This is a genomic window from Novosphingobium sp. (assembly GCF_025351285.1).
Lineage (GTDB): Bacteria > Pseudomonadota > Alphaproteobacteria > Sphingomonadales > Sphingomonadaceae > Novosphingobium.
In genome coordinates, this window is record NZ_JANXWG010000054.1 from 24,610 (window position 1) to 47,941 (window position 23,332).

The 23,332-nt window shown below is 65.8% G+C and carries 19 protein-coding genes; 11 read left to right on the forward strand and 8 right to left on the reverse strand.

What is annotated here, in order from left to right:
- Positions 1-147: 147 nt before the first annotated feature.
- From Q0R16_RS06650 to Q0R16_RS06690, 9 genes are read left to right on the forward strand one after another with little or no spacing between them, the layout of a single operon-like run.
- Positions 148-1,143, forward strand: a complete 996-nt coding sequence (locus Q0R16_RS06650) for an SPFH domain-containing protein (protein ID WP_295633893.1) — start codon at positions 148-150, stop codon at positions 1,141-1,143.
- 25 nt (positions 1,144-1,168) lie between these two features.
- On the forward strand, positions 1,169-1,879 hold the full coding sequence (locus tag Q0R16_RS06655) for a DUF4178 domain-containing protein (RefSeq protein ID WP_295633896.1): 711 nt from the start codon (positions 1,169-1,171) through the stop codon (positions 1,877-1,879).
- Complete coding sequence (locus Q0R16_RS06660) at positions 1,876-3,186, forward strand: DUF4178 domain-containing protein (protein ID WP_295633900.1); 1,311 nt, start codon at positions 1,876-1,878, stop codon at positions 3,184-3,186. Before Q0R16_RS06655 ends, Q0R16_RS06660 begins: the two co-directional genes overlap by 4 nt.
- Before the next feature lie 4 nt (positions 3,187-3,190).
- A complete protein-coding gene (locus Q0R16_RS06665; protein ID WP_295633903.1) occupies positions 3,191-3,352 on the forward strand; it encodes a hypothetical protein in 162 nt (53 codons plus the stop codon).
- A 13-nt stretch (positions 3,353-3,365) separates the two neighbouring features.
- The gene (locus tag Q0R16_RS06670; protein WP_295633906.1) at positions 3,366-3,575 is read left to right on the forward strand and encodes a DUF350 domain-containing protein; all 210 of its coding nucleotides are present in this window, start codon (positions 3,366-3,368) and stop codon (positions 3,573-3,575) included.
- Complete coding sequence (locus Q0R16_RS06675) at positions 3,568-5,118, forward strand: polyamine aminopropyltransferase (protein WP_295633909.1); 1,551 nt, start codon at positions 3,568-3,570, stop codon at positions 5,116-5,118. Before Q0R16_RS06670 ends, Q0R16_RS06675 begins: the two co-directional genes overlap by 8 nt.
- A 5-nt stretch (positions 5,119-5,123) precedes the next feature.
- The gene (locus Q0R16_RS06680; protein WP_295633912.1) at positions 5,124-6,731 is read left to right on the forward strand and encodes an NAD(P)-binding protein; all 1,608 of its coding nucleotides are present in this window, start codon (positions 5,124-5,126) and stop codon (positions 6,729-6,731) included.
- Positions 6,728-7,108, forward strand: a complete 381-nt coding sequence (gene speD, locus Q0R16_RS06685; protein WP_295633915.1) for an adenosylmethionine decarboxylase — start codon at positions 6,728-6,730, stop codon at positions 7,106-7,108. Before Q0R16_RS06680 ends, speD begins: the two co-directional genes overlap by 4 nt.
- Positions 7,109-7,150: 42 nt before the next feature.
- Positions 7,151-9,994: a bifunctional YncE family protein/alkaline phosphatase family protein gene (locus Q0R16_RS06690; RefSeq protein ID WP_295633918.1), complete on the forward strand. Its 2,844-nt coding sequence runs from the start codon at positions 7,151-7,153 to the stop codon at positions 9,992-9,994.
- Between the two features lie 32 nt (positions 9,995-10,026).
- On the opposite strand, the gene Q0R16_RS06695 is transcribed toward Q0R16_RS06690, so the two are convergent.
- The 3 genes from Q0R16_RS06695 to Q0R16_RS06705 all read right to left on the reverse strand — a co-directional run bounded on the left by Q0R16_RS06695 (position 10,027) and on the right by Q0R16_RS06705 (position 14,797).
- Entirely contained in the window at positions 10,027-11,973 is a 1,947-nt protein-coding gene (locus Q0R16_RS06695) for a S41 family peptidase (RefSeq protein WP_295633921.1), read from the reverse strand.
- A gap of 137 nt (positions 11,974-12,110) precedes the next feature.
- Positions 12,111-13,184, reverse strand: coding sequence for a helix-turn-helix domain-containing protein (locus Q0R16_RS06700; protein WP_295633924.1), 1,074 nt, complete (start codon positions 13,182-13,184; stop codon positions 12,111-12,113).
- An 83-nt stretch (positions 13,185-13,267) separates the two neighbouring features.
- Positions 13,268-14,797 (reverse strand): acetyl-CoA acetyltransferase, encoded by a 1,530-nt coding sequence (locus Q0R16_RS06705; protein WP_295633927.1) that lies wholly within the window; start codon positions 14,795-14,797, stop codon positions 13,268-13,270.
- 113 nt (positions 14,798-14,910) lie between these two features.
- Here Q0R16_RS06705 and Q0R16_RS06710 point away from each other — a divergent pair, with 113 nt between their 5' ends.
- Positions 14,911-16,551 carry an alpha-D-glucose phosphate-specific phosphoglucomutase gene (locus tag Q0R16_RS06710; protein WP_295633930.1) on the forward strand — a complete coding sequence of 547 codons (1,641 nt, stop codon included), beginning with the start codon at positions 14,911-14,913 and terminating at the stop codon, positions 16,549-16,551.
- Here Q0R16_RS06710 and Q0R16_RS06715 read toward each other — a convergent pair.
- Both Q0R16_RS06715 and rsgA read right to left on the reverse strand, forming a co-directional pair.
- Positions 16,544-16,735, reverse strand: coding sequence for a hypothetical protein (locus Q0R16_RS06715; protein ID WP_295633933.1), 192 nt, complete (start codon positions 16,733-16,735; stop codon positions 16,544-16,546). The two genes, Q0R16_RS06710 and Q0R16_RS06715, sit on opposite strands and share 8 nt — an antisense overlap.
- A 22-nt stretch (positions 16,736-16,757) precedes the next feature.
- Positions 16,758-17,822, reverse strand: coding sequence for a ribosome small subunit-dependent GTPase A (rsgA, locus tag Q0R16_RS06720; protein ID WP_295633937.1), 1,065 nt, complete (start codon positions 17,820-17,822; stop codon positions 16,758-16,760).
- Positions 17,823-18,266: 444 nt separating this feature from the next.
- On the opposite strand from rsgA, the gene Q0R16_RS06725 reads away from it, so the two are divergent.
- Positions 18,267-19,292, forward strand: coding sequence for a hypothetical protein (locus Q0R16_RS06725; RefSeq protein WP_295633940.1), 1,026 nt, complete (start codon positions 18,267-18,269; stop codon positions 19,290-19,292).
- A gap of 59 nt (positions 19,293-19,351) precedes the next feature.
- Here Q0R16_RS06725 and Q0R16_RS06730 read toward each other — a convergent pair whose 3' ends face one another.
- From Q0R16_RS06730 to Q0R16_RS06740, 3 genes are all read right to left on the reverse strand, one after another.
- A complete protein-coding gene (locus Q0R16_RS06730; RefSeq protein WP_295633943.1) occupies positions 19,352-20,065 on the reverse strand; it encodes a DUF3142 domain-containing protein in 714 nt (237 codons plus the stop codon).
- Positions 20,062-22,164, reverse strand: coding sequence for a hypothetical protein (locus Q0R16_RS06735; RefSeq protein WP_295633946.1), 2,103 nt, complete (start codon positions 22,162-22,164; stop codon positions 20,062-20,064). Before Q0R16_RS06735 ends, Q0R16_RS06730 begins: the two co-directional genes overlap by 4 nt.
- Positions 22,165-22,235: 71 nt before the next feature.
- Entirely contained in the window at positions 22,236-23,261 is a 1,026-nt protein-coding gene (locus tag Q0R16_RS06740; protein WP_295633949.1) for a polyprenyl synthetase family protein, read from the reverse strand.
- Positions 23,262-23,332 lie beyond the last annotated feature (71 nt).

Here is a 23,332-nt window from a genome sequence, read left to right on the forward strand (position 1 = left end):
CCTTTTGAATACGTTCGTCACTGCCACCATGTCGCTCGCCGGATAGACCTTGCCAAGACATTTGCGCAGTTCCATTCTGGTCAGGCAAGGCCTTTGCAGATGCGTTGCAATGGCCTTGCTTGACCAGGCTGCAACCGGAGCCAAACCATGCTCGATTTTCTCAAGAAACAGTTGATCGACAATATCGAATGGCTCGAAAGCCCGGGCCAATTGGCCTGGCGCGTGCCGTTCGCGGACCACGAGATCCAGAACGGCGCACAACTGACGGTGCGCGAAAATCAGATCGCCGCGTTCATGAACGAAGGCAAGCTGGCCGATTATTTCGGCGCCGGGCTGCACACGCTCAACACCGCCAACCTGCCGATCCTGACCGACCTGATGCACTGGGACAAGGGCTTCAAATCGCCGTTCAAGTCCGATGTGGTGTTCTTTTCCTTGAAGGAACAGCCGGGCCTGAAATGGGGCACCAGCCAGCCCGTAACGGTGCGCGACGCCGATCTGGGCGCGGTGCGGCTGCGCGCGTTCGGTTCCTATTCGTTCAAGCTCAACGACATCAAGGTGTTCGTCGAACGGCTGTTCGGCACGCTTAGCGAGATGACCGCCGAGGGGCTCGAACCGCAATTGCGTTCCGCCATCATGACCTCGATCGCGGTGGCGCTGGGCAGCAGCGGGGTGCCGTTCCTCGATCTTGCCGCCAACCAGCAGCGGATGTCGGATACGATCAAGGTGGAGGTCGACAAGGCCTTCGCGCAGTGGGGTCTCACCTGCCTCACCTTCTTCGTCGAAAGCGTGTCCTTGCCCGACGAGGTGCAGGCGCATCTCGACAAGGGCAGTTCGATGCGTGCGGTCGGCAACCTCGATCAATACGCCAAGTTCCAGGCGGCCGAAGCGCTGGAAAAGGCGGCGGGCCAATCGGGCGGCATTGCGGGCCTTGGCGCCGGAATCGCCGCAGCCGGCGCGCTGGGCAGCACGATGAACCAGGCGCTGTCCACACCGGCAGCGGCTCCCGCTGCAGCACCAGCGACTCTGACAGAAGACCCGTTCGCGCTGATCGAAAAGCTCCACAAGCTGCTGACGATCGGCGCCTTGAGCCAGGAAGAATTCGACGCCAAGAAGGGCGAATTGCTGGCACGGCTGAAGTAGGCCGACAAACGGGGGGCAAGGACCAGTGCAAGGCGAGGCCAGCGCCGAACCATCGGGCCCCCAATTGGCGTGCCCATCGTGCGGCGCGCCGGTTCCGCTCGTCAGCGCCGCCTTGCCCTACGCGGTCTGCGGCCACTGCCAGACGCTGATCCTGCGCGAAGGCGATGAACTCAAAGCGATCGGCAAAAGTGCGGTCCTGCCATTCGACGTCTCGCCCATCCAGATCGGCACGCGCGGAACGGCGGATGGCCAGCGCTTCGAAGTGATCGGCCGCGTCCGCTGGGGCTGGACCGACGGTTCGTGGAACGAATGGCTGCTCCAGGTCGGCGCCGGAACCGCATGGCTGGGCGAGGCGATGGGGCTTTACGTCCTCGTCACCGAAGCGCCCGAATTGCTCGAAACCCCGCTCGGCAATCAGTTCGCGAGCGGCACCGAGATTCCGCTGGGTGCCACGCTTGTTGTGTCGGGCGCTCACTTCACCGCCACCGACATCAAGCAGGCGCACAGCCTCGGCGGCGAAGGCCAGTTGCCGTTCCCGTGCCCGGCCGACTGGACGATGACCAACGTCGACTTCCGCAGCGAAGCCGGCGGCGCGCTCAGCCTCCAGCGCGACGCGGACGGCGTTTCGGCATGGCTCGGGCGCTATGTCACGTTGGATGAATTGAAGCCGGTCGGTCTGCGCAAGATCGTCGGCTGGCAGGTCCCGACCGCCCTCGCCGCGACGGGCATCTCATGATCGCCGGCAGGAAATTCGATTGCCCCGGCTGCGGCGGCACGCTGGAGATCCGCGCGGCGGGCTACACCACCACCGTCGCCTGTCGCTACTGCGGTTCGGTGATCGACGTCGCGAGCCCCGATGCCACGCTGATCACGCAATACCACCAGGCGGTGGCAGAACTCGCCATCCCGCTCGGCACACGCGGCACGATCGCCGGGATCGAGTGGGAGGCGATCGGCTGGCAATCGCGCAGTTCCGCTGGCGAGAGCTGGGACGAATTCCTGCTGTTCAACCCTTACGCCGGCTATCGCTGGCTGGTGCGTGCTGACGGCGAGTGGACGTTCGGCCGCGCGCTCGAAAGCCTGCCCGAAATGCTGTCCGACGATGTCGTGCGCTGGCAGGACGCCAAGTGGGAGGTCGAGGACGATCCCGCGACAATGGTCACCATCCGCGTGGTCGGCGAATTCTACTGGCGCGTGAAAGTGGACGAGACGGTCACCGGCCGCACCTTCTGGTCGGGCAGCCGCCAGCTATCGTGCGAACAGAACCGCGACGAAGTCAACTGGACCGCGCTCGACCCGATCGATTCGGACGGAGTGGGCAAGGCGTTCGGGATCAACCCCGACGGCGGCAGCCGCCCTGATGGCGGACTGGGCGGCGGACTGGGCAGCAGCGGGCCACCGCCGGGCAAGTCGATCGACCACTTCGCCGATACCCGGTCATCGCCGCGCCCGTTCGTGCGCTGGACTTTCGTTGCCGCGCTGTTCGCCGCGGCGCTGGCGTTCATCACCATGGCCGCGTTCGGCGGGCACGGCACGCCCGCGACCGGATCGCTGTCGCTGGGCGTCGGTGGACCCGAACGCACGGTCACGCTCGGCCCGGTCGAGGTCAAGCGCGCTTGGCAAACGGTCACGATCAGCGCCGCCGGCGACGAATTCGCCAACAAGTGGGTCGATCTCGATTACGCCCTGGTCGATCGCCGGACTCACCAGGCGATCGAGGCGGGCGACACGCTGGAATACTACACCGGTACCGATTCCGACGGACCGTGGACCGAAGGTTCGCATTCCACTTCCACCATGATCGCACGGGTGCCGCGTGGCAGCTACGACGTTGTGATGACGGCTTCTGCGCATGCGTGGAGCGACGGGACGGCTCCGTCACCCGTGGTTGACGACCCCTGGTCGATCAATCCCACCGGGACGATAGCGCTGACCTTGAGCGCGGCCACGGGAGGTGTGCTGTGGGGCAACTTCATGGTCGTGCTGGTGCTGCTGTTCGCGCCGCCGTGCTTCTTCGCGTGGCGCAAGATGAAGGGCGCGTAAGGGCATGAGCGGCAAGTTGATCGCCTTCATCGTATGGTGTGCGCTGGTCTGGACCGGCGCGACCTGGGCCGCCTATTCGGCATGGTCGCCCTTCGCGGGCGCCAGCGGCGGCGGCGGCCCGGGTGGACGCGGCGGCGGTTTCTATGGCGGTCCGATGCACAAATGAGGGAGACGCAATCATGATTACGCTCAACACCTTTCTTGCCACGGTGATTTACGCCGGGCTGGGCATCGTCATCTTCGTGGTCAGCTTCGTGCTGGTCGACCGGCTGACCCCGGGCGAGTTGTGGAAGGAAATCATCGAGCGCCAGAACACCGCGGTCGCCTTGCTGGCGGGCGCGGTCGCGATCGGCATTTCGAGCATCATCGCCGCCGCCGTGCATGGGTGATCCTGCCGCGCCAGACGGCGCGCGGGACGGTGGGGAGGCCCCGCGCAGCCACGCGGTGATCCTGCTGCTTTCGGTGCTGGTGGTGGCGACGTGCGGGCTGGTCTACGAACTGCTTGCAGGCACGCTCGCCAGCTACCTGCTGGGCGACAGCGTCACCCAGTTTTCGACCGTGATCGGTACGTACCTGTTTGCGATGGGCCTGGGTTCGTGGCTGTCGCGCTATGTCCGCACCGACGAGATCGGCGTGTTCGTGCGAGTGGAAATCCTGATCGCGGCGCTGGGCGGATGGTCGGCGGCGCTGCTGTTCATGTTGTTCCCGCTGAGCCAGGATTTCCGCGTCGCGCTTTACGCGCTGGTCACGATCATCGGCGTACTGGTGGGGCTGGAAATTCCGCTGCTGATCCGCATTCTGCAACACCGCTTCGCGTTCCGCGAGCTGGTCTCGAACGTTCTGACGTACGATTATGTCGGCGCGCTGGTGGCGTCGCTGCTGTTCCCGCTGGTGCTGGTCCCGCAACTGGGGATGATCCGCACCGGGCTGGTGTTCGGGCTGGCCAATGTCGGCGTGGCGATCGCGCTGCTGCTGGTGCTGCGCCACTCGCGCAAGACCGCGTTCGACCTCGCCGCCGCGCTGGCGGTGATGGCAAGCCTGCTGATCGGCCTCGCTTATGCCGAGCGGCTGCAACGCTGGTCCGAGATCGCGTTCTATGGCGAACGCGTGATCTACGCGCGCTCCACGCCGTATCAGCGGATCGTGATGACCCGCCGCAACGGCGAATTGCGGCTGTACCTCAACGGGAACCTCCAGTTCTCGTCGCGCGACGAATACCGTTATCACGAGGCGCTGGTGTGGCCGGTGCTGGCGCGTGTGGAACATCCGCGCCAGGTCCTGATTCTCGGCGGCGGCGATGGGCTCGCCGCGCGCGAAGTGCTACGCGACACGCGGGTTGAACACATCACGCTGGTCGATCTCGATCCGGCGATGACCAAGCTGTTCCGCGGGACCGCCGAACTTGTTTCGCTCAACAAGGGCTCGCTGTCCTCGCCCAAACTGACGGTGGTGAATTCCGACGCCTTCCGCTGGGTGCGCGGCGCCAAGGGCCCTTACGACGCGGTGATCGCGGATTTTCCCGATCCCACCGAATATTCGCTCGGCAAGCTCTACACCGAAAGTTTCTACCGCGAACTGAACCGCCTGCTCGCCCCGCAAGGCGTGCTGACGATCCAGAGCACATCGCCGCTGATCGCCCCACGATCGTACTGGACGGTGGCGAGCACGCTCGAGGCCGCCGGCCTGTCGACACGCGGCTACCACGTTTACGTACCCAGCTTCGGCGAATGGGGCTTTACGATGGCCGCGCATGCACCGCTTGGCGACGCACATTTCCTGCCCGTCAACTTGCGCTTCCTGAGCCCGGTGGCCGAACGGCTGTTGTTCTTCTTCCCGCCCGACATGGCGCGCCGCCCGACCCCGGTGAACCGGCTCGACAACCAGGCGCTGGTCCGCAGCTTCGGCGAGGAATGGGCGCATTATGACAGTTAGCCGCAATGACCGTTAGCAGGAGGGGCGTGTTGGCGGGCGGCGCGGCTGCAGCTGGCGCATTGGCAACCAGCGGCTGCGCGACAACCACCATTCCCGGTACGCTCGGCGGCGCAGATTTCTCGCGCGGCCACCGCTTGCGCGCGGGCGCCCTGCCCACCCCGACCGGCCTGGAAGAACGCTCAGCCGTGGTCATCGCCGGCGGCGGCGTCGCCGGCCTCGCGGCGGGATGGCGCATGGCCGAAGCGGGCTTTCATGATTTCGTGCTGCTCGAACTCGAAGATCGCACCGGTGGCAATGCGCGATCGGGCGCAAGCGCGGTCACGCGCTTCCCGCTCGGCGCGCATTACCTGCCGATCCCCAACCGCGAGGCGCGCGCGCTGATCCACATGCTGACCCGCTTCGGCATGATCACCGGAGCGGACGCATCGGGCGCGCCGATCTACGACGAATTCCAGCTTTGCGCCGATCTGGAGGAGCGGCTGTTCTGGCGCGGATCGTGGCAGGAGGGGCTATTTCCCAAGACCGGCCTCAGCGACGAAGACCAGGCCCAGCATCGCGCCTTCGAGGCAGCAATGGCCCAGTTCTCGCGCGCCAACGGCAACGATGGCCGCCCGGCCTTCGCGGTGCCGATGGCGCTTTCCAGCACCGATCCTGCGTTCACCGCGCTGGACCGCTCCAGCTTCGCCCAATGGCTCGACGGCAAGGGCTGGCGATCGCCCCCCTTGCGCGCCCACATCCGCTATTCGATGCGCGACGATTACGGCACCGAGCCCGAACACGTCTCGGCCTGGGCCGGCGTGCACTACTTTGCCGGCCGGCGCGGCTGGGCGGCGGGCGGCGTGGGCGACAGCGAACTGGTCTGGCCCGAGGGCAACGACCGGCTCGCGGGCCTCATGGCTGCCGCCTGCCACGGCCGCATCCGCGCCGGCCAGACCGTTTTCCGCGCGGCCGCCGAGGGCGAGGAAGCGGTGATCGACACCTTTGACACCGCCGCAAACCGATCGCACCGCTTCCGCGCCAGGGCCGCGATCCTTGCGATGCCGCAATTCGTCGCCGCGCGCATTACGCCCGGCATCAGCGCAAAGAGCTTCAGCTACGCGCCATGGGTGGTCGCCAATGTGCACGTCTCGGCGCTGCCCTCCGGCCCCGGCACCGGACTGGCATGGGACAACGTCTCGGCGGCGAGCGAATCGCTCGGCTACGTCGTCGCCACGCACCAGACCGCGAGCGGCGCCGAGGGGCCCAGCGTGCTGACCTGGTACAACGCGCTCTCACGCCAGGCCCCCGCCGCGGCGCGCAAGGCTATGCTCACCAAGCCGCTCTCCGCCTGGCAAGCCGAAGTGCGCGACGACATGCTGGCGATGCACCCCGAACTCGAAGGCGCGATCACGCACATCGATGTCTGGCGCTGGGGCCACGCGATGGTGCGCCCGACGCCGGGCTTCCTCACCGACCCGGCGCGCCGCGCTGCGCAAGATACCGCGCCGCCTCTGCTCCACGCACATTCGGACCTCTCGGGGCTGTCGCTGTTCGAGGAAGCGCATTTCCGTGGCGTCCTCGCCGCCGAACGCGCGATGACCGCGTTGGGCCACCCGTTCGAGAGCCTGTTGTGACCGCATCACCATCCGCCAGCGGCCAGCACCTCATCGCCGACATCGCGGCCAAGCGCGGACTGGACGACGTCGCCTGGATCGAGGCCACCTTGCGCGAGGCCGCCAAGGCCGCGCGCGTCACCGTGCTCGACGTGCGGCTCCACCACTTCGGTGGGCACAACGGCGTAACCGGCGTGGCATTGCTCGCCGAATCGCATATCTCGATCCACACCTGGCCCGAGCATGGCCTGGCCGCGATCGACGTGTTCGTATGCGGCGCCACGGCCGACGCCCGCGCCGCATTGGCGGTGATCGAGGCGCGGCTCGAAGGCCGTGCCACATTCGTCAGCCTGATCCCCCGCCTCGACGCGCGCGACACCGTCACACCTTCGTCGTAAACGATGCCTAGCACTTTCCCGAACGACCAGATGAGGGCCGCCATGACCACCCGCGCAACCTTGACCAAAGCTCGCTTCGCCCTCCTGGCCACCGCCGTCGGCCTGGCCACATCGCCGGCCGCCGCGCAGATGCTCCCCACCGGGCAGATGCTCACCCCGCTGGCCGCGCCGGGTGCCACGTTCGAACCGCTCGTCGCGCATACCGGGCCGCTCCCCGAAACGCAGGCCGATGGCGCCGCAGCCGTCGCGGTCAGCCCCGATGGCGCCGAGATGCTGGTGCTGACCAGCGGCTTCAACCGCATCGTCGGCGAAGACGGCAAGGTCATCCCCGAGCAATCGGGCCAGTACCTGTTCCGCTATGCGATCGACGGCGCCAGGAACGCCGGGAGCGGAAGCCACCTCGTCCAGACGCTGACCGTGCCCAACGCCTATTCGGGCGTGGCGTGGACCCCCGACGGCAAGAGCATCCTGGTCGGCGGCGGCGAGGACGACGTGGTCCACCGCTTCGATCGCGGCCCCGACGGATTCCACGCTGCGGCCAGAATCCGGCTCGGTCACAAGGCGGGCAACGGGATCGACGTCAAGCCGCAGACCGCCGGCGTCGCGGTCAGCCCCGATGGCACCCGCGCGCTGGTGGCCAATTACTACAACGATTCGGTCAGCCTGATCGACCTTTCGACCAACGCCGTGCTGGCCGAGCGCGATTTGCGGCCGGGCAAGATCGATCCCGCCAAGGCCGGCGTGCCCGGCGGTGAATTCCCCTTCGCCGTGGCCTGGACCGATGCCACCCACGCCACGGTTTCCTCGCCGCGCGACCGCGAACTGGTGCAGCTTTCGATTACCGGCAACGAAGTGCGCGTAACCGGCCGCATCGCCACCGTGGGCGAGCCGACCGCGCTGCTGTATGACGCCAAGACTCACCGCCTTTACGCCACCGAAGACAACGCCGACCGGATCGCGATCGTCGATCCCGCTGCAAGCAGGCTGGTGGCCGAACCACGGTTGAGTGTCGCAACGGAAGACGGCGCCACGCCCCTCGGCAAGGGTCTCAACCCCAACGGCCTCTCGCTCACCCCCGATGGCCGCCTGCTCGTCACGCTGGGCGGGATCAACGCGCTGGCCGTGATAACCCCGCAGGGCACCATCGAGGGCATGATCCCGACCGGCTGGTACCCCAGCGCCGTGGCCACCGACCAAACCGGCTCGCGCGTGTTCGTGGTCAACCGCAAGAGCCCGCCCGGCCCAAATCCCCTGGGCTGCAAGCCCAGGCTGGCCTCGATCAAATCGCAGGGCACCGCCTGCGGCAAGGACAACCAGTACATCTACCAGCTCGAAAAGGCCGGATTGCTAAGCTTCCCGATGCCATCGGCGCAGGCACTGGCACAGACCACCGTCCAGGTCGCCAGCAACCTTGGCGTAAACGACAAGGCCGCCCGCGCCGCCGCTGCCAAAACGATGGCTGTACTGCGCACGCGCATCAAGCACGTGGTGTTTATCGTGAAGGAAAACCGTTCGTACGATCAGGTCCTGGGCGATCTTCCGGTCGGCAACGGCGATCCCTCGCTGGCCATTCTCGGCCGCCGGCTCAGCCCCAACCACCACCGCCTGGCCGAACAGTTCGTCACGCTCGACAATTTCTACGACAGCGGCGAACAATCGAGCACCGGCTGGACCTGGACCACCGCCGCGCGCGTGCCCGACACGTTGGAGAAGACCGCGCCGGTCAACTACGCCAAGCGCGGCCTTGCCTACGAGGCCGAGGAGACCGACCGCAACGTGCCCACTGCGCTGACGATGGCCGAACGTCGCGCGGTCAATCCCGCCACGCCCGCCGACCCCGACCTGCTGCCCGGCAAAGCGCTGCTCACCGCCCCCGACGCCGACGACAAGGACGGAGACGGCGATGATGACGACGCGAAGGGCGCGGGCTTCCTGTGGACCGCGGCGATCAAGGCCGGCCTCACCGTGCGCAATTACGGCTTCGCCGACGCCTCGGTCTATGATGAAGGCAAGCCCGGTGACGTGCCGCAGTTGCGCGAACCGTTCAAATCAAAGACCCGCATCTGGACCCCCGCGGACCGGCTGCTCGCCACGCGCAGCGACTTGTATTTCCGCGGCTTCGACCAGCGCATGCCCGATTATTGGCGCCTGTTGGAATGGCAGCGCGAGTTCGCCGGCCAGGCCAAGACCCGCACGATGCCCCGCCTCACGCTGCTGCGCCTCAGCCACGATCACTTCGGCGATTTCAAGACCGCGATCGACGGCGTGAACACCGTTGAAACCCAGATGGCAGACAACGACTATTCGGTCGGGATGGTCCTCGAAACGATCGCCAAGAGCCCCTTCACCGCATCGACCATGGTGTTCGTGATCGAGGACGATGCGCAGAACGGCGCCGACCACGTCGACGCCCGCCGTTCGATCGCCTTCGTGGCCGGCGCATTCGTCAAGCAAAAGGCTCTGGTTTCAACGCGCTACACCACCGTCAGCATGGTCCGCACGATCGGGGACCTGCTCGGCCTCAAACCGCTCAGCCTCAACGCCGCGCTCGCGCTGCCGATGACCGAATCCTTCGACCTGAACCAGCGCACCTGGACTTACCACGCCACCGCTTCGGACGTGCTCAAGGCCACCCGGTTGCCGATCGCGGCAGACCGCTTCGAACCGACCCCGGTTGCCCAGGCTTGCACCCCCCACGACGCCGCCTACTGGGCCCGCGCCATGGCCGGCCAGGACTTCAGCAAGGAAGACCGTCTCGACACCGCCGCCTTCAACGCCGCGCTGTGGCAGGGACTGGGCAAGGGCCCCGAGCCGGTGGCGCGGATGGGTGTGGACCTGAGCGCCAATCGCGAAACGTTGCTTGCCGGCGCACCTGCCTGCAATTGAGCGCAACCCAGCGGCTGCCTGGCGGCCGCCGGTCACTTCGTCGCCGATGGACGGCCCGGCTGGCGGGCAAGTTCGTAGCTGTGGCGCATCAGGAAGGGCTCGCCCGTCGCGCGGGTCATTTCGGTCAGGCGCAACCGATCGCCGGCCTGAGTCAGGATCGTCCGCGACATCACTGCACGCCCGTTCTCGCGCGCCGAACCTTCCATGACCAGCGTCAGCCCGCCTGCCGGGGTTGCATCCAACTGGACTATCCGCGCGGTCGATAGCCCGTCTCCGCTCGCCAGGGTGAGCGTCTTCAGATCGCCCGACAACGCCCAGCGCTCGGCCGATCGCACGGTCTTGCCGGGTCCATCGTCGAACGTCCACGCCAGCGACAGGCCCTGCGTTTCCAGAACGGTCGGCAGCACAACCCGCCCATCGTTGCCGTAATCGCGATAGTCTAGCGCGCCGGTCCAGTTGCCGGCCAAGGCCGCCGCCAACACTGCCGCTGCGTCGACAGGCGGCGGTGGCATGGTCCGCGCGATTTCGAGCGCGGAGTCGCGGCCGGCCTGGAAATCGGCCAGCGTGGGCACCACGATGCGATCGGCCGCCACGCCACGGCGGGCCACGAAATTTGCGATATTGGTGCGGTTCCACGCGTTAGGCACGCGCACCTTGATGCCGCTGTTGGGCAGGGTCAGCAGGAAGATGTGGCCCGCGGTCGGCCCTTCGGCGCTGCCCGAGGTGTCCTCGCCCACCAGCACCGCGCCGCGCCGTTCCTTCAACTGCGCGATCGTTCGCGTCGCGCCCGAGCCGTTGTCCGGCCCGGTCAGGATGGTCAGCTTGCCGGCGAAACGATCGGCGGCAGCCGGCAGGTGCGCAATCGTGCTCACATCGTCGTCGGTTTCATCGGCGGCGGGATCGGGGCGGCGATCGAACCAGCCGTCGGGCGTCCGATCGAAGGCGGCCATGGGCGGATTGAACACGGCATTGCGGTTCCCCCAGCTTTCGATGTGATCGGGCAGATCGCCATAGCGGATCGCCTTGTACCGCACCGGTTTGGACCAAAGGAACGGCCGGTCGAACAGATAACGCCCCAGCGCCACCGATACGTTATCCGATCCACCGCCGTTGTTGCGCAGATCCAGGATCAGGTGATCGGTCCCCGCAGCGCGCAGCGCGCGGAAGAAGCCGCCAAGGAACGCGGTCGGCTGCACCGGGTTGCGGTAATTGACGAACGTGTCGATCCGCAGCCGCGCAACCTTTCCGGCCAGCCGCCAGGTGATGCCGTTGTAGAATTCGCTGCGATAGCGCGCGCCGGGCGGATCGAGCCTGATCCAGCGATCGAACGCAATCGGCGCCAGCGCGACGGTGTTCGACACACGCGCGCCGATTGCCTTCCACACCAGCGTCCAGCGATCGGGAAAGCCGAAGAACAAGGGATAATACTCGTTGAAATCATCGCCGGTCAGGTCGCTGTCATCGGCCAGCTTCACCGCGATCGCCTGATCGGTATCACCGTCATAAGCGACGGCGGGCGCCAGCTTCAGCAGCAAGGCCGGCACCGCCATGTCGTTGATTCGCAACAGTTCGGTGCCGACCGGCGGGGCACCGGGCTGGCCATCGTTGGCAGTCACGATCATCCGCCCTTCGATCAGGCGGAAGCGCAAGGGCAAGTGCGTGGGGTGCGTGCGGCGATAGTCCGCCAGCCGCTCGGGCAATTCGGCCTTGGTGTGATCGCAGTGGATCGTGGCCAGCATGAGCGCGATCTCACGGTGCAGCGCCAGCGCCTCGATCGGCTGTTCGGTCGCGCGTTCGAGGCGGGCGAAGGCGGCATCGATCGTCGCCTTCGACTGATACCGGTACAGACCGGGATGGATCGTTTCCAGCGCGCGCCGCAACAGCGCAACATCGGCCCGGGCGGCGGCCACGCTTAGCATCATCGGCGCATATGCGGTGGCGGGCGGTGCAACCACTTGCGCCATTGCAGGCGTTGCCATGGCCAGGGAAACCAGACCGAGGACTAATGGGGAAAGCAGGGTACGCATGGTGAAGACTCCGGGGCGACAGCGACAGGTTCGGGATGCGCCATTCCGGCGCGCAAAATCGCCTCGGATTGTTGAAGCCGCAAAGATTTTCAGGATTTGCGACGCCAGGCCGAAGGCGTCTGCCCGGTGAAATCGACAAAGGCGCGGTTGAAGCTGGCCTTCGAGCCGAAGCCCGTTTCCAGCGCAATCGTCAGCATGTCGCGGGTCTCGACCGGATCGGCGAGCGTGCGCTGAACCGCTGCGACGCGGCGACGGTTGATCACCGCGTTGAAGTTCTCGCCCAGCCCCAGGTTGAACGCGCGCGACAGATAAACGGTATTGGTGCCGAGCGCTTTGGCCAACGAAGCCAGCGTCACATCGGGATCGCGCCAGTGCTGCGCCCGATCGATTTCAACGACCCAGGCCTGCGCCATCGCCTGCCAGTCCCGATCCGCAGGCGGCGCGGGCATGGCATCGGGCAACTGCTGCTGCGGAAAGCGGACTTGCGCGTGTCGCCAACCTTCGACGCCCAATGCGATCACCAGGACCGAGAACGTCACGTAAAGCCAGAAATGGTCGAAATAGTCGCGGGTGGGGTCGATCCAGTCGGCAATCACGAAGCCCAGCCAGGCGATCGTCACCACCAGCATTGCGATCAGGAAATTGCGGATCCAGCGCGGGTCGAAATCCGCCGCATCGGCGCGCGCATCACCCAGCCAACGCGCATAGGCGCGATAATGCCGGTATGCGAGCGCGCCGTAGACCGCGATCGATACGATCGTCGCGATTTCAAACAGCGGCGAAATATAGGGCGCGTGCGCGGTGGCATCCCACCAGTTCTTGGTGGCGAGCGGCAGCGGAAACACCAGCGCCTGGCTGAGAAACTGGACACCGACCGGGACGAAATGGCGCCTTGCCCGCGCCGGCGAAATTCCGATCAGCGCACGCGTATACAGCCACAGCAGTGGCCCGAACGCCATCGTCAACGAAAACGGCGCAAAGCTGAGCCACGGCCAGCGGTCGTAAAACCCTGCAAACCCGATCACATAGGGCGTGATGAGCGCGGCAAAGGCCAGGATCAGCAATGCCAGGTAGAGGTTGGCCAGCCGATTGCCGGCGCTGCGCAACAACAGGATCGCGATCATTGTGCCCTGGAGAACACCGATCAGCAGGGTAATGCTCATCGAGCCGAACGCGATCATGGCTTGTGGCTTTGCCTGTTCCCGGCGTCAGGGAATGGTTTGCTGTGCGGCGGCCGCAAGGAAAATCATGCTGCGTCGGCAATGTGCCAGCGGACCATACGGTCAGGGCCGGGTCGGGCGATGCCCGGTGTGCCGACGGGTTCGGTTGTACCGTCGGTAAGGTAGGCAATCGTGGCGGTGTCGTCTTCCGCCACCGTGGCGAGGAAGCGGGCGCCGGCGGGGCTGCGCGCGATGACCACGCCGGCGCGAGCGGCGCCGCTGCGGTCATAGAACACGGTGTAGGTTTCGATGGTCCCCGGGCCGGTGTAGTCGGGATCGAGCGGCGGGACGGCCAGGCGCAAGGCGTCGGCGTCGGGCTGGAAGTCGAAGTCGCGCGGAAAATGCGCATGGGCGAAGCGACGGTTCGACAGCGGCAGCGTGTGGTTGTGCGTGGCAAAGCCGCCGTTGGCGAATAGCAGCCCTGTGGTTCCCCCCAAACAACTATCGGCGTGCCGCAATTGCTGGACCATCGCGACCACCGCATGGCTCATGTAGTTGCCGATCGGGCCACCGCCGAAGGTCAGTCCGCCGAACACGCTGGCGGGCTTGTCGAGCGGCCAGCCGAGCACGCGCCGCGCCATCTTGGGTACGCACGGAAAGCACGAATAAAGCTCTACGCAATCGAGATCGCTTACCGACAAGCCGTTGATCCGCATCGCGGTTTCGATTGAGACTTGCATGCCGGCCGAGTGAGCGTAGCCATCGCGCGCCAGCACGTCGTCACTTTCGTGCGCGGCCGCGCCGTTGCCGATGTAGATCAGCCGGTCCTCGGCCACGCCCGCCGCGCACGCTGTCGCAAGGCTGGTTACGATGAACCCGGCACCCTGGTTGACCGACGAATTGGCCACCATCAGCTTGGTGTAGGGGAAGGCGATCGGGCGGTTATCGAGGCTGGGGGTCATGATCTCCTCGGCAGAGCGCGTCTTGCGCAACCACGCACCGGGCTGGGCTTCGGCCACGGCTGAGAACCCCGCCCAGATCGCACCGCTTTCGGCCTGCCCCTCGGCCAGCGTCTGCCCCCAGGCGGCGCGCGTGGCGTTCTCGTAAAGCGGATAGATGTCGACCGGCGCGACCAGGCCGTAGCGCGCGCGGATATCGGTAGCGCGCGCATCGTGGCGGCTGCGCAAGGCGTTGTGGTCCGATGCGGCGTTGCCGGCGGCCAGCGCGGCGCGTTGTGCAGCGGTGCGCAGCGCCTCGGCACCGACCACCGCACAGACCGTGGATTGACCCGCGCCGATGCGGTTGGCGGCCTCGTTCAGCAGCATCACCGGGCTATCGCCCATCGGCGCCGGGGTCTGGAAGCGATGCGCAGGGTTGATGCCGAGCGTATCGGCCAGTTTGTCGGGCAGCGGGTTCATCGCGCGGAACGAAATCTGGTCGACGATCGCCAAGCTGTCGATCCGCTCCAGCCACCCGCCCCCGGCATCGTGGTCGGCCTCACGCAAGGCCGCGGCCATCAGCCCGACCGGATCGAGGCCCAGCATGGGATCGGTGGGCCGATCGTTGATCTGGCCCACGCCGACGACGACGGGAATGCGTGCGGGATCGTTGTTCATGCGCAAGCGATCAACGGGCGCGTGCAAGCTGTCAAGTCGAGCTTTGCCGCGCACGCAGGCTGGGTTAGCAGGGACGTTCCAACACTTTCCGACCGTTCGCCAAGGCAGACCCGATGACCACGCCCCCTTGCATCACCGTACCCACCACGCCCTTCGCCGGCCAGAAGCCCGGGACCTCTGGCTTGCGCAAGAAAGTGCGTGTGTTCCAGCAACCGAACTACGCCGAGAACTTCATTCAGTCGGTGTTCGATGTCGCTGATGTGGCGCCCGGTTCGACGCTGGTGATCGGCGGTGACGGCCGGTTCTACAACCGCACCGTGATCCAGCAAGCGATCCGCATGGCCGCCGCCAACGGCTACGCCTGCGTGCTGGTCGGCCAGGGCGGCATCCTCTCCACCCCCGCTGCCAGCCACGTGATCCGCAAATATGGAGCCTCGGGCGGGCTGATCCTGTCTGCCAGCCACAACCCCGGCGGGCCCGACGAGGACTTCGGGATCAAGTACAACACCGCCAACGGCGGCCCGGCACCCGAAGCCGTGACCGAAGCGATTTACGCGCGCACGCAAGTGATCGATTGCTGGCATACCGTTGATGCCGCCGACATCGATCTCGACAGGATCGGCGAAAGCACGGTTGGCGGAATGACCGTCTCGGTCATCGACCCGGTGGCCGATTATGCCGACCTGATGGACACGCTGTTTGACTTCCCGGCGATCCGCGCCGCGGTGGCGGGCGGGTTCACGATGGCGTTCGATGCGATGCACGCTGTAACCGGGCCTTACGCGACCGAGATCCTCGAACGCCGGCTGGGCTTCGCGCCCGGCACCGTCAGCAACGGCGTGCCGCTGGAGGATTTCGGCGGGCATCACCCCGATCCCAACCTGGTCCACGCGCACGAATTGTATGCGTTGATGATGGCGCCCGATGCGCCCGATTTCGGCGCGGCTTCGGATGGCGATGGCGATCGCAACCTGATCATCGGCAAGGGCCGCTTCATCACGCCATCGGATTCGCTGGCGATGCTGGCGGCCAACGCCCACCTGGCGCCGGGCTATGAGCGGGGGCTTGCCGGGATCGCGCGCTCAATGCCCACCAGCGCCGCCGCCGATCGCGTGGCCGAGGCGCTGGGTGTGCCGTGCTTCGAGACGCCGACCGGCTGGAAGTTCTTCGGCAACCTGCTCGATGCCGGCAAAGTCACGATCTGCGGCGAGGAAAGCACGGGTACGGGCTCCGACCACGTTCGCGAGAAGGACGGCCTCTGGGCGGTGCTGCTGTGGCTCAACGTGCTGGCGGTGCGCGGGATCAGCGCCGATCAACTGGCGCGCGAACATTGGGCGCGGTACGGGCGCAACTACTACGCGCGGCACGATTACGAGGGGATCGAGACCGCCAATGCCGATGCGCTGATGGCCGAACTGACCGGCGCGCTGCCCACGCTGGCCGGGCAGGCATTCGGTCCGCTGGTCATCCAGACCGCCGACAGCTTTTCGTATCTCGACCCGGTCGATCAATCGGTCAGCGCCAACCAGGGCTTGCGCGTGCTGTTCGAGGGCGGATCGCGGGTGGTGTTCCGGCTTTCGGGCACCGGCACCGAGGGCGCGACCTTGCGGGTCTATCTCGAACGCTACGAACCGGCGAGCGGGAACCTCGATTCCGATGTCGGCACGATGCTGGCCGATCTGGTCGCGGCGGCGGACCACATTGCCGGGATCACCCGCCACACCGGGCGCACCGCGCCCGATGTGATTACTTAGGCTTCTTGGCTCCGGTTTTCGCCGCAAGCTTGGTCCCAAGTTTCACCTTGTGCGCCGCCAGCAGCCCATCGAGCTCGACGATCCGCAACCGCTCGGGCGTGTCCTTGGGCAAGCCCTTCAGCCGGCAAGTGGCCCACAGGCGCTTGCGTTCGGCTTCGAGCGCTTTCAGATAAAGGTCGGCCATAAAAACTCCGTATTTTCAACAATCAGCGCCGCCGGCTGCCCGTGGTCGAGCGGACATTCTTGCGCGAAATATCCAGCGTGTTGCTGGCATCCTCGGCCGAAAGCTTGCGCCAGCGCATCAACCGCTCGCCCGACAGCGTCCCCGCCTTCAACGCCGCCCGCACCGCGCAGCCCGGTTCGGACTGGTGCGTGCAGTTCGAGAACCGGCACGCCGCCACCAGCGCGGTCACGTCGTCGAACACTTCGGCCAGCCCCTCGGCCGCGTCCGAGACCTGCAATTCACGCATCCCCGGCGTGTCGAGCAGCCACCCGCCAGCGGGCAGCCGGTGCAGCGTGCGCGCGGTGGTGGTGTGGCGGCCCTTGCCGTCCTCCTCGCGCACCGGCTGCGTCGCAATGCTGTCCGACCGCCGCAAGGTGTTGACCAACGTGGATTTCCCCACGCCCGACGAGCCGAGCAGCGCTACCGTTTCACCGATCCCGCACAGCGCTGCCAATTGCGCCACGCTGGCCGGAACCTTCGCGTTGACCAGTTCCACCCGTAGCCCCGGCTCCAGCCCGCGCGCGGCTTCGACGAAGCTTTCGGGCGCATCGGCCAGATCGGCCTTGGTCAGCACGATCACCGGATTCACGCCTACTTCGCGCGCCAGCACCAGGTAGCGTTCGATCCGTGCCAGATTGAAATCCTGGTTGCACGAGGCGACGATCAGCAGCGTATCGACATTGGCCGCGATCACCTGCACCTTGCGCGTCCCCCCCGGCGCGCGACGCTTGAACAGGTTGGCCCGCTCCAGTTCGCGCACCGGCAGCCCGGTTTCGCGGTCGAGCAGCAACCAGTCGCCCGCCGCCGGTTGCCACGCTTCCTCGCCGGGCGCGGCGAGCGGCGATGGAATCATCCGCTCGGGCCCGTCACCCGCGATCGACAGCCAGCCGCGATGCACCGCCATTACGCGGACGGGCACGCAGCTCGCGGCCTCGTCGGCGGTCACTTGCGCGGCGAAGAAGGGCTTCCAGCCGAGTTCGGCCAGGCTGGGTTCGGGTGATACGTGTTCGATTGCCGGCCCATAGCCTAGCCGAGGCGGCTTGCCCACCTTGCACAGCCGCGGCTGTGCAAGGTGGGCAAACCGCGCATGATGTTGACGCTCAACGAGGTTTTTGTGCGCGCATTGCCGGGCTCCGAACCGAGTCAGGGCTGCATTCGGCGATGCCCGAAAAGAACGGAAAGAACTTCGATTTTCCAGGATGTTGGCGGTCCATGCCTCGCAAGATCGACCCATCGCGCGCGCTTTGACTTGCGCAAACCCAACTTTGGCGAGCGTGATCTTCCATTTCGGAGCGAAGACCGCCGCCGTGGGGGTCGGGAAAACCGAAAGGTGGTTCAGAGGATTCAGCGTCATCGCCAAGGATAAGCCACATTTCGGCCATGTAGGAAAGTTGCAGAGAGTATTGGTACGTCGCTCAGAAAATTATGGATAATTACTCATTAACTTATTGAAATACTTGTCGCATCTGGTTACCTTTTACCCCTGTCAATGATGCAGCCGAGGGATATGATGAGAATTCTAGGTTTCTGGCTCATGGCTTTCGGCTGCATCTACCTGCTTTACGCGTTCAACATGGACGTCGCTGTGTCGACGACTTCGACTTATGTCCCAGGTTACGGCAGTGTCGGAGGTGGGACCGTCGCTAATATTGACCTGATGGCGCGTCGGCAGAATCATGTGATCGTTGCAGGGCTCGTAACTTTGATCGGAGCCCTGATGGCAATCTTTGGGGGCCGTGGCGCGATACTGTCTCCGACCGATGTCCCTGCTGCGATTCCTGCAGATTCAGATTTTGAAGGAGCGAGAGAGCTTGCGTCTGATCCATATCGGCTTTGGCTAGCCGCCAAGTATGGTTTGGAACGCAATTCAGTCTTTGATCGCTTCGTGGTTGGGGATGCCACTTTCGAAACCTTGGAAAGTGCTCTTTCTGAACTCCACGCTCGAGAACTTGAAATCGCAGCCGAGAAGGCCACGGAATTGGAGCTTCGCGATGCTCGGATCGCAGATATAGAGGAGAGGGCACGGCTAACTGCGGAAGCGGAAGACGCAGCATGGCGGCAAGCAAGGCCGAAGGTCTTCGTCGCAATGGCATTGGGGGTGATTTTCTTAATCGGCCTCGGATACGTCTTTATGGAAACACCGGAACAACGTGCCGCGCGCCTTGCAAATCTGGAGAAGCAACGAACTGATCTGATCGCCGGTGCCGAGAAACAATTCGGAGTTAAAATTCCGGACGATGCAAGTGACATCCAGGCCAATAAGACAAACAAGGAAACGTCGTTCATTTGCGATAATCACGAAGGTGTTGATTATCTCAGTTTTAACTCCAAAATGTCTGCATCTGATATAAGGGACTATTTTGTAAAGATTTTAGGAAAAGGTGAACCAGTATATGAATCCCTTCCAGATGACCATGACTGGAAGTGGAGTCATAAGAAGAAATTTTATACGTTAAACATGTTTTCAGAGACTCCGCCGATCAACGTCGATTTATGCATGGTGGATGCGAAAAACTAGCAATTTCTGCCATTGACGAGTTCCAAGGGCTGCGCACCCTTCCCTCCCTGCCCCCACCCTCACCGCCGCAGCAAAAACACCACCGTCCCGCGATAATGCAGATCGCGCGCCAGGCCCGCGGGTTCGCGCCATTCGCCGCCTTCGACCACGCCGATGCGGTAGGGGAACGGCAGCGCGCTCAGCCCGGCGAGGTAGGTTTCGTAGCCGGGGATCGTGCGGCGGCCCTGGTAAGTCTGGATCACCACTTCGTCGACCGTGCCGGCGAGCTTGACCAGCGCCGCCGGATCGCCGTGCGCGCTCCAGTCGAGCAGGCCGGTGACCGACAGGCGGTAGCGGCGCGGCAATTGCTGGCGGATGTCGCGCAGGAACGCGGCGTAGCGATCGAGCCCGCGCGTGCCCGCGTCGAAATCGAGTTGCAGGCCCACCACCCGGCTGCCCGCGCCTTGCCAGCGTTCCAGTTCGGCCATTACCTTGCGGGTCAATTCGGGCTGCCAGTCGAGGCGTTCGAGGCGGATGACCAGCCACACATCGGCGTGCGTGATCCGCGGCGCGGCGGGGCGCAGCACGGTGAGGCGCGTGTTGCCGTCGCGCCGCACTTCACCGTCGAGCAGGTACAGCGTTTTCGCTTGCGCCAATTCGGGCGGCGGGCGCACGCCGGGCCAGAGGAAGACGGCATCGTGGCCGACCAGCGTAACCCTGGGCGCGGGCGCGGGGGCTGGCTTGCGCCCGGCCAGCACCAGCAGCAGCGCCGCCGCAATCGGCCGCAACTTCACCAATAGTAGCGCAAGTCGCGCGCCCAGCGGCTATCGGGGTAATCCGCTTTCAGCGTTTCGTACCACGCCTTGCGCTGGGCCTTGGGCACATCCGCCCCGCCGCAATCGTTATTCCCGCTGGGCGCGTAGCACATCACCGAGCGGAACAGCGCGTAAGCGCGTTCGGGCGCCGGGCTGCGGGCATCGGCGATGATCGGCGGGTAGAGGCTGGCGCGGGTCATCAGCGCGCCGGTGAACTGGCTGGGGCTGGAACCGAGCGCGGGCCCGCCGTCCTTGCTGGCGGGTTCGCTGTCGTTGGCGCTGCCCAGTCGGTCGAAGCCGTTGATCCGCCAGAAATCGCCCAGGCACAGCCGTGCGGTGGGGTGGAGCGGGTTGGTGGCGAGTTTGGCCGCCGTGGCCGCCAGCGCGGGGCACGGATAGACATCGCTCCAGGTGCCGCTGGCGAACAGGCCGACGGGGATCGTGTCGGTAAGTGGGACGGCTCCCATGAAGCCTTCGGTGCCGGCATCGGCGGGGATGAGTGCGCGGTCTCGGCCGAAATCGGCGAAGTGGCCGAGATTGAGATCGCCGTCGAGCAGCGTGAACAACGCGACTTCGCGCTGATGCTTGTCGAGCGTGGCATCGCCCGTCACGCGGCGGAGCAGTGCAGGGGCGGCGACGTTGCGCAGCAGGATTTCGCGGATCGTGGGATCGGTGACGGGTGAACGCGGGGCAAAGATTGCGTCGATCTTGCCGGCGCGTTCCAAGCCGATCGCCAGCGCGAGTTCGACCAGCGGGCGCTGGTAGGGTGCCTGCGCGGTGTCGAGTGTGGCTTGCCAGAATGCGGTTTCGGCGGGATCGCGGCGTTCGGCCATGGCAAGGCCGCGCAGCACCGCTGCGCTGAAGCCGAGCGGGGCGGGGCCGCTGCCTTTGGCACGGGTGGCGGTAAGCGCAAGCGTGCGGGCGGCGTCGCGCTCGACATAGAACGCCTGCGCGGCGAGCAGGTAGGCGTAAAGGTCGGGCCGGGCGGCGAAGCGCGGTTGCTGCGCAGCCAGATCGGCGCCGGTGAGCGGTTTCTGGTCTCCGCCCTCGCTGGAGCGCATCCGCATCAGGTCATAGGCCGCGAGCAGCACCGGCGATTGCAGCGCGGCGCCGGCGTCCTTGGCGAACAGCAGCTTGTTATCGACCTCCTGCACCAATACGATGGCCTGGTCGCTGCCCGACGGCACGGTGCCGAGCAGGCGATCGTAGCTGCGCGACAGGCCGGCAAGATCCCCGCCGAGCCAGGCCACTCGCCGCTGGAGGCCTTGCGCCGAGCCGGCATAGCGGCCCTTGGGATAGCGTTTGAGGTAGGCGGCAATGGCTGCCTTGCCGCGCGAAATGGCGGGCTGGTCGACTTTGGCCGGCCCCGCGAAAGTGCCGTATTCGTCGAAGGCGTTTTCCTGCGCGGCGTTCAGTTCGACACGGATCACCATGTAGGCCGAGGCTTCGGCCACCCACGGATCGCGGGCCTTGGTCTGTGCGGCGAAGGCTTGCCGGGCGGCCGTCCAGTCGCCGGCATAGAACGCATCTGCGGCTTGCAGGTAGCCGAGAAATGCCTTGCCTGCGCCGCTGGCCAGGCCCGGAGCCCAGTCTGTTTGCAACGGCCTTGCATTGCCGTTGCATCCCGCTGCAAGCCCACTGCGCGCCTTGTCGAGCGCGTCGCGTTCGGTGGCGGACACCTGCCGGTTGGCGACCAATGCCGCATGGAAATCGGCGGCGCCCGCGGCCAGGCTGTCGCAGCGCGAGCCCGAACCGCCGGTGTTCGCCGCCGGGCCATAGACCTGCGTCAACTGGTTCCAGGTGAAGAACGTGTGGCCGAGCGCGCGGTCTTCCCATTCGAACTTGGGGTAAGCGTGCGCGGGGGTGCCGGGGCGCAAGGTCAGCAGCAGGAGGTTGGCGCGGGTGTCGTTCGATGGCGCGAGCACGGCATGGTTGGCGCAGCCGGTGGTGAAGCTGACCGGCTTCCACGTGGGATAGCAGCCGGAATCGCCGCTGGCCCATGCCGGAATGCACAAGCTCGCGAGGCCGATGGCGAGCGCAACCAGCAAGGCCCGAACCCAGGTCTGGAATCTGTTCACGGCCCGGCTCCCTTGTCGTCCAGCCCGATTATCTCGCACAATGCGCGGGTCTGGCAAGCCGCTGCGAAGGATCAATACCGCCGCGATACCGCGAATTCGGCGGCTTCGATCATCGCCGCCTTGGCCGCGCTTTTCGGGAACGGTGCGATCGCGTCGATCGCGCGGCGGGCGTAGTGGCGGGCGCGTTCGCGGGTGGCGCTGACCGCATCGTGTGCGTTGATCAGTTCGACCGCGTGGGCGAGATCCGCGTCCGAAGTGCGGTGCCCGAGGATCGCGGCTTCCCAAAACTTGCGTTCCTCTGCGGTGCCGCGCGCATAGGCCAGGATCACCGGCAGCGTCATCTTGCCGTCACGGAAATCGTCGCCCTGGCCCTTGCCCATTTCGGAGGCTTCGGAATCGTAGTCGATCGCGTCGTCCACGAGTTGGAACGCGATGCCGAGGTTGCGGCCATAAGCATCGAGCGCCAGTTCGTCGGCCTCGGGCCGTTCGGCGACCACCGCGGCGATGCGGCACGCGGCAGCGAACAAGGCGGCGGTCTTGGCGTCGATGATCTTGAGGTAGCGTTCCTCGGTCGTTTCAACCTGCCGCGCGGCGGTGAGCTGATCGACTTCACCCTCGGCGATCACCGCGCTGGCGTGGCTGAGGATTTTCAGCACCTTGAGGCTGCCGTCCTCGACCATCAGTTCGAACGCGCGGCTGAACAGGAAATCGCCGACCAGCACGGTGGCGGGGTTGCCGAACACGATGTTGGCGGTGGCCTTGCCGCGCCGAAGGTCCGATCCGTCGACCACATCATCGTGCAGCAAGGTGGCGGTGTGGATGAATTCGACGGTGGCGGACAATTTGTGGTGGCGGTTGCCGGCATATCCGAGCAGCGCCGCGCTCGCCAAAGTCAGCATCGGGCGCATGCGTTTGCCGCCGCCCGCGATCAGGTGGCCGGCGAGCGCCGGAATCAGCGGAATACGGCTCTGCATCCGATCGAGAATCACCGCGTTGACCGCATTCATCTCGTCCGCCACCAGTTCCATCAGCGGCGTGAGCGAGGGTGCCGCTTTGGCGTGGGCGGCGTTACGCAGTGGGTGGATTGTTGCACTCATCGCGTCGCAGTCGCTAGGCGCTGCAGGGGTTGCTTGGCAAGGTCCAATCGGCGCGCTAGCGGTTGCACTTC